We start from the raw sequence: 6,382 nt of genomic DNA, 5'->3' as shown, positions 1-6,382 counted from the left end.
CGCGATACTGGGATTGAACCAGTGACCCCTACCGTGTCAAGGTAGTGCTCTCCCGCTGAGCTAATCGCGCCTGGTGTGGCGGTTGTGCAGCAGGCCCCGAGGGGCCCGTTACTGTGCGCGATACTGGGATTGAACCAGTGACCCCTACCGTGTCAAGGTAGTGCTCTCCCGCTGAGCTAATCGCGCCTGGTGTGGCGGTTGTGCAGCAGGCCTCGAAGGGCCCGTTACTGTGCGCGATACTGGGATTGAACCAGTGACCCCTACCGTGTCAAGGTAGTGCTCTCCCGCTGAGCTAATCGCGCCTGGTGAGGCGTTCCTGCAGCAGATCCCGACGGATCCGACGTGCGCGATACTGGGATTGAACCAGTGACCCCTACCGTGTCAAGGTAGTGCTCTCCCGCTGAGCTAATCGCGCGGGGAGGTCTCCCGGCAGAGCCGGGAGAGCCTCTTGGAGGTGGAGACGGGATTTGAACCCGTGTACACGGCTTTGCAGGCCGTTGCCTCGCCTCTCGGCCACTCCACCAGGCAACACACGAAGAACGATCTTACACTGTTCTCCATCGAGCGGACGACGAGATTCGAACTCGCGACCCTCACCTTGGCAAGGTGATGCTCTACCAACTGAGCCACGTCCGCCTGTCTCCCGGGATCTTCACCGCTTTTCTTCGGCTGCGCTCCCCGGCGACGTGTTGAACTCTAGCGGATTCCCGGGCCAGCTAAAAATCCGTTCCCGCAGCGTGCCGAGGGGATGCCCGCCGCGTGCCGTCCCGTCAGCCCTTCCGGCCGGTCACCGGCCACCACCTGCGGCGCTCCCGGACGATCATCCGCAGGTCACCCGGCGCACATCCGCCCGACGCACTCGGCTGCTCGTACGCGGGGGCGCGGGAAGCTGCGGACCCGACCGGCGCCGCGCCCCCGACCTACACTTCAGGCACCGCCGCCCCAGCACCACCGCGCAGGAGAACCGTGTCCGGCCACCCCGATCCCCGCACCCCGCTCGCCCGCTTCGGAGGCCGCGTGGCCACCGGACTGCGAGACGTCACCTCGGACCCGGCCGCGCTCGAATCCTCCGGCTACTGGGCCGTCGCCTACGACTTCGAGGGCCGGTTGACCTGCGCCCGCTTCGACGACGTCCGCCCCGCCCCCGCCCCGCCCTCCGGCGCCGGCTGGCACGGCCCGGACGCCGACAGCTGGCACAGCTCCCTGGACCGCACCGCCTACATCGCGGGCGTGCGCCGCATCCGCGAGCACATAGCCGCCGGCGAGGTCTACCAGGCCAACCTCTGCCGAGTGCTGTCCGCACCGCTGCCCGACCCGGACCGCAGCGACATCGACGCCCTCACCGGCCTCCTCGCCCACGGCAACCCCGCGCCGTACGCCGGCACCATCCGGCTGCCCGAGCACGGCGTCGAGATCGCCACCGCCTCCCCCGAGCTCTACCTGCACCGCACCGGACGCACCGTCTCCTCCGGCCCGATCAAGGGCACCGGCCGCACCGAGGACGAGCTCCTCGACAAGGACCACGCCGAGAACGTGATGATCGTCGACCTGGTCCGCAACGACCTTGGCCGGGTCTGCGAGACCGGCAGCGTCACCGTCCCCGACCTCTGCGTCGTCGAGAAGCACCCCGGCCTGGTCCACCTGGTCTCCACCGTCGAGGGCACCCTGCGCGACGGCGCGGGCTGGCCCGAACTGCTCACCGCCACCTTCCCGCCCGGCTCGGTCACCGGCGCCCCCAAGTCCAGCGCCCTACGGATCATCGACGCCCTGGAGACGGCCCCCCGCGGCCCCTACTGCGGCGCCGTCGGCTGGGTCGACGCCGACCGCGGCGAAGGCGAACTCGCCGTCGGCATCCGCACCTTCTGGCTCGACCGGCAGGACCGGCGGGCACCCGTCCTGCGCTTCGGCACCGGTGCCGGCATCACCTGGGGCTCCGACCCCGAGCGCGAATGGGCGGAAACCGAGCTGAAGGCCGCCCGCCTGGTCGCGATAGCGTCAGGCAGCGAAACCGGCAGTGACACCGACACCGACCACCACGAGTCGCACCGCGCCTAGGAGCAGCCCTCGATGCACAACCGCACCACGAGCTGGGTCAACGGCACCCTCGTCGACTCCGCCGACGCCGCCGTCTCGGTCCTGGACCACGGCCTCACCACCGGCGACGGCGTCTTCGAGACCATGAAGGCCGTCGACGGCCGGGCCTTCGCGGTCACCCGCCACCTCGACCGGCTCACCCGCTCCGCCCGCGGCCTCGGCCTGCCCGACCCCGACCACGACCTGGTCCGCGAGGCCTGCGCCCAGGTCCTCGCCGCCAACCCGGCCGCGCTCGGCCGCCTGCGCGTCACCTACACCGGCGGCAACGCCCCGCTCGGCTCCGAGCGCGGCACCACCGGCCCCACCCTGTTCGTCGCCCTCGGCGCCATCAACCGCCGCCCCGACGAGACCGCCGTCGCAGTCGTCCCCTGGCGCCGCAACGAGCACAGCGCCGTCGCCGGCCTCAAGACGACTTCCTACGCCGAGAACGTCGTCGCCCTCGCCGCCGCCCACCGCGCCGGCGCCTCCGAGGCACTGTTCGCCAACACCGCCGGCCGGCTCTGCGAGGGCACCGGCTCCAACGTCTTCGTGGTCATCGGCGGCCGCCTGCTCACCCCCACCCTCGCCTCCGGCTGCCTGGCCGGCATCACCCGGCAGCTGGTCATCGACTGGTGCGGAGCCGAGGAGACCGACCTGCCGCTCAGCGCCCTCCAGGACGCCGACGAGATCTTCCTGACCTCCACCACCCGTGACGTCCAGGCCGTGACCCGCGTCGACGACCGCGAACTGCCCGGCACCGGCCCGGTCACCGCCAAGGCCATGACCGTCTTCGCCGAGCGCAGCGGCGACGACCTCGACCCCTGATCCCACCCCCCGGGGCAGCGCCCCGGGAGACGGCACGGGCGGCGCGGATAACCTTCCCGGCGAGGGGAAGGGACCACGACATGACCACCACGCTGCGCCCCGAGGGCCCGGAGACACCCACCACGGCCGGCGGCCGCACCAGACGCTGGCGGATCCTGACCAACGGCCACCAGGTCGGCGCACTGCGCACCACGTCCGCCCGGCACGGCAGTCAACTCTGGGGTGAGATATCGGAGTTGGAGATCGCCGAGGGCCGTGGCCGGGGTCGCGGCACCTTCGGCGCGCTGGCCGCGGAGGAAGTGCTGCGCACCTGGGGCTGCACCCGGGTGGACGTGGTCGTCCCCGAGTCCGCTCCGATCGCCCGCGGGCTCGCCGCCGCCCTCGGCTACACCGAGCGGATGCGGAACCTGGGCAAGAGCCTGACCACCGCCCCGGCCCTGCCCGCCGGCGTCACCGCCCGCCCGATCGGCCCCGCGGAGTTCCCGGCCTGGCTCGACCGGGCGGCCCGGGAGTACGTCCGCTCCCTGGTGGACTCCGGCCTCACCGAGGAACAGGCCCAGGCCAAATCGCGCCTGGACCACCGCAACGTCCTCCAGCAGGGCGCCGACACCCCCGGCGTCGCCCTGCGTCGCCTCTACCGAGCGGGCGGCGACGATCGGACGGCCCTTGAGCCGCTCGGCTCGCTCTGGGTGGACCTCCACCTGCGCGACCTGCCGGACGGCACCCCGCTCGCCTGGGTCATGGTGGTCGAGGTGTCCCCGGCCCACCGGGGCCGGGGACACGGCCGCACCCTGATGCTGCTCGCCGAACAGGAGTGCCTGGCCGCCGGGGTACGCGAACTCGGCCTGAACGTCTTCTCCGGCAACGAGGTCGCCCTGCGGCTCTACGCCTCGCTCGGCTACCGAGTCGTCAACCGCTGCTACGGCAAGCAGCTGTGAGGAGTTGACGGAGCGTCAGTGGTCGGCGTCAGGAAGCCCGCGCCGCCTCGATGACGGCGACGATCCGCTCGCGCAGCCCCTCCTGGCTCTTCCCGCCGTCCAGACGCTCCCCGCCGATCACGTACGTCGGAGTGCCCGTGACCCCGATCGCCTTACCCTCGGCCTGGTCGGCGTCCACGGTCAGCATGTGCCGGCCGTCGATCAGCGCGGTGTCGACCTCCTCGACGTCCGCCCCGACCTCCCGGGCCACCTCCAGCAGCACCTGCTGCCCCCGCGCGTCCAGCTCCTCGACCCGGGCCAGCAGCGCCTCCACGAACGGCCACCCCAGCCCCTGGTCGAACGCCTCCTCGGCCGCCTCTGCCGCGGCGTAGGCGTGCTTGTGCTTCTCGAGCGGGAAGTGCCGCAGCTCCACGGACAGCGCGTCGCCGTACTGCGCGCGCAGCGCCCGTACGTCGTCCAGGGCAGTGCGGCAGTCCGGGCACTGGAGGTCGCACCAGAACTCGAGGCGGGGGAGGGAACCATCGATCATCCCCCCAGTGTTCCACTAGTGGGTGCCCGCCCCCGCCCGGCGGTGCGCCCGAGGGCGGACCGACAGGGAGGCACCGATGACCAGGACGATCGGAAGCGAAGGGGTCCACTCGTGCTGACCGCCGCGATCAGTTTCCTTCTCACGGCCGGTGGAGTGGCCGTCGCGGGCCTGCGGGCCTGGCGCCGGCGCTTCCTCTCGGCCACCCGCTGGTTCGCGGTGGCCCTGCTGCCCGCCGGGCTCTACCTGACCGGACTGTTCCCGCTGGCCACCACCATCGGTCGGGAGTTCGCCGACTGGGCGGCCAAGCTGGTCTTCGACCCCCGGGTGTGGACCGGCGTCGTGCTGCTCGGCGTCTCCGCCGCCCTGCTGGTCACCACCCGCTGGGTGGGCCGGCGCGGCGCGGTGGAGGCCCCGTCGGAGCGTCCGCCTGCGGCCGGGTCTGCCCCCGAGCGCCCGGCGGTGGCCAATGCGCCCAAGGCGCCGAAGAAGCAGCAGACGGGCAAGCGGGACGACGGCCTCGGCGACTTCGCCGACATCGAGGAGATCCTCCGCAAGCGCGGCATCTGAGCCGCGGACGCGCGGGCCGGGGGGGCGTCAGGCGGAGGCGACGGCCTCCGCCGACCGCTGCCGCGCCCGGTAGGCGGCGACGTGCAGCCGGTTGCCGCAGGTACGGCTGTCGCAGTAGCGCCGCGAGCGGTTCCGGGAGAGGTCCACGAAGACCCGGGCGCAGTCCGGCGCCTCGCACCGGCGCAGCCGCTCCCGCTCGCCCGCCATCAGGATGAAGGCCAGCGCCATGCCCAGCTCGGCCGCGAGGTGGGGGCCGAGTGCGGCGTGCGGTGCGAAGTAGTGGATGTGCCAGTCGTGGTGGTCGTGGTTGACCAGCCGGGGCGTCGTCCCGGCGGCCGCGACGATCGCGTTGACCAGCTCGGCGGCCTCTTCGGTGGACTCCGTCCCGAAGACCTCGCGCAGCCGGGTGCGCAGCTCCCGCACCTGGTGCAGGTCGTCCTCGGTGAGCGAGTCGATCTCGCTGATCTCCTGGCGGCCCACGAAGGCGTCCAGCGCGGCGACGTCCGGCAGCCGCTCGTCGCCGCACACCTCGGGTGCGGTGTTGAGCAGATCGACGAGGATGCTCAGCGCGCACTCGGTGTCATGGGTGATCAGCACGTTGGGACTCCTCGCGCAGGGGGACTCCGGTACCCCGCGTCCACGGTTACCCCAGACCATACCGGCCCTTGCGGCATAAGGGCGGCGCGTTTGTTCGAAGGCCTGTGCGGATCCCGTCAGAGTGTCCCAAAGCGGTCGCCGGGCCCCGCGCCGAGTCCCGCCGTACGGCCGGGGCGCGGCCCCGGAGAAAGACGCAGGCGCCCGACAGCGAGGCCGGCCACCCATACGGGTGGCCGGCCTCGCTGTCGGGCGCCTGCGGTGCTGTGGGCCCGCTCCGGTGGGAGCGGGCCGTTCACCGGCCCCGAGACCGCGTCGTGCGCGGCTGAGTCTGCGGCCGTGCCCCCGAGTAGGACGGCTGCGATGACGGCAAGGAGTACGGCCCCGCCGACAGCGGGGCTGGACCGCCTACGGTCGGGGTCAGCTTTCGGCGAGGATGTGGGACAGCTCCCGGTCGAGGTCGAAGTGACGGTGTTCGGTGCCGGGGGGCACCGCGGCGTCCGTCCGCTTGAGGAACGACTCAAGCGCCCGGGCCGGGGCCTCCAGCAGGGCTTCTCCTTCCGGAGAGCTCAGTGCGATGCAGACCACCCCTTGCCCGTGGCTGCGCGACGGCCACACCCGGACGTCGCCGGTACCGGTGGGTCGGTGCAGCCCCTCCGCGAGGAGATCTCGGGCGAACACCCACTCCACGGTCTCGTCGGCGCCCGTGTGGAACGTGGCGTGCACGGCATAGGGGTCGGCGGTGTCGTAGCGCAGGCCCGCGGGGACGGGCAGTGAGGACTCGCTGGACACGATGAGGCGCAGGTGCAGCTCGCAGCTGACCGTGGTGTTCATAAGCGCCATGGCCTTTCGCTCA

At 72.2% G+C, this 6,382-nt stretch carries 7 protein-coding genes and 6 tRNA genes; 4 read left to right on the top strand and 9 right to left on the bottom strand.

Annotation, left to right across the window (positions count from 1 at the left end):
* From ACIG5E_RS14130 to ACIG5E_RS14105, 6 genes are all read right to left on the bottom strand, one after another.
* Window positions 1-70: transfer RNA gene (locus tag ACIG5E_RS14130), tRNA-Val, on the bottom strand.
* A 44-nt stretch (window positions 71-114) separates the two neighbouring features.
* Window positions 115-186, bottom strand: a tRNA-Val gene (locus ACIG5E_RS14125).
* Window positions 187-230: 44 nt separating this feature from the next.
* A tRNA-Val gene (locus tag ACIG5E_RS14120) sits at window positions 231-302 on the bottom strand.
* 41 nt (window positions 303-343) lie between these two features.
* Window positions 344-415 (bottom strand) — tRNA-Val (locus tag ACIG5E_RS14115).
* Window positions 416-449: 34 nt separating this feature from the next.
* Window positions 450-523: transfer RNA gene (locus ACIG5E_RS14110), tRNA-Cys, on the bottom strand.
* A gap of 40 nt (window positions 524-563) precedes the next feature.
* Window positions 564-636 (bottom strand) — tRNA-Gly (locus ACIG5E_RS14105).
* 330 nt (window positions 637-966) lie between these two features.
* On the opposite strand from ACIG5E_RS14105, the gene ACIG5E_RS14100 reads away from it, so the two are divergent.
* From ACIG5E_RS14100 to ACIG5E_RS14090, 3 genes are all read left to right on the top strand, one after another.
* Window positions 967-2,055, top strand: coding sequence for a chorismate-binding protein (locus ACIG5E_RS14100; RefSeq protein WP_396533665.1), 1,089 nt, complete (start codon window positions 967-969; stop codon window positions 2,053-2,055).
* Between the two features lie 12 nt (window positions 2,056-2,067).
* Window positions 2,068-2,898: an aminotransferase class IV gene (locus ACIG5E_RS14095; RefSeq protein ID WP_396533664.1), complete on the top strand. Its 831-nt coding sequence runs from the start codon at window positions 2,068-2,070 to the stop codon at window positions 2,896-2,898.
* Between the two features lie 80 nt (window positions 2,899-2,978).
* Entirely contained in the window at window positions 2,979-3,836 is an 858-nt protein-coding gene (locus ACIG5E_RS14090; RefSeq protein WP_396533663.1) for a GNAT family N-acetyltransferase, read from the top strand.
* 28 nt (window positions 3,837-3,864) lie between these two features.
* Here ACIG5E_RS14090 and ACIG5E_RS14085 read toward each other — a convergent pair whose 3' ends face one another.
* Complete coding sequence (locus ACIG5E_RS14085; RefSeq protein ID WP_396533662.1) at window positions 3,865-4,365, bottom strand: DsbA family protein; 501 nt, start codon at window positions 4,363-4,365, stop codon at window positions 3,865-3,867.
* Between the two features lie 111 nt (window positions 4,366-4,476).
* On the opposite strand from ACIG5E_RS14085, the gene ACIG5E_RS14080 reads away from it, so the two are divergent.
* Window positions 4,477-4,932 carry a hypothetical protein gene (locus ACIG5E_RS14080; protein ID WP_396533661.1) on the top strand — a complete coding sequence of 152 codons (456 nt, stop codon included), beginning with the start codon at window positions 4,477-4,479 and terminating at the stop codon, window positions 4,930-4,932.
* Window positions 4,933-4,959: 27 nt separating this feature from the next.
* On the opposite strand, the gene ACIG5E_RS14075 is transcribed toward ACIG5E_RS14080, so the two are convergent.
* Both ACIG5E_RS14075 and ACIG5E_RS14070 read right to left on the bottom strand, forming a co-directional pair.
* Entirely contained in the window at window positions 4,960-5,529 is a 570-nt protein-coding gene (locus ACIG5E_RS14075; protein ID WP_396533660.1) for a CGNR zinc finger domain-containing protein, read from the bottom strand.
* Between the two features lie 417 nt (window positions 5,530-5,946).
* Complete coding sequence (locus ACIG5E_RS14070; RefSeq protein WP_030056266.1) at window positions 5,947-6,360, bottom strand: SsgA family sporulation/cell division regulator; 414 nt, start codon at window positions 6,358-6,360, stop codon at window positions 5,947-5,949.
* Between the last annotated feature and the right edge of the window lie 22 nt (window positions 6,361-6,382).

The sequence above is a fragment of the Kitasatospora sp. NPDC053057 genome, from assembly GCF_044546945.1.
GTDB lineage: Bacteria > Actinomycetota > Actinomycetes > Streptomycetales > Streptomycetaceae > Kitasatospora.
The sequence above is the reverse complement of the archived record's forward strand: the minus strand, read 5'-3'. Positions and strand labels throughout refer to the sequence as shown.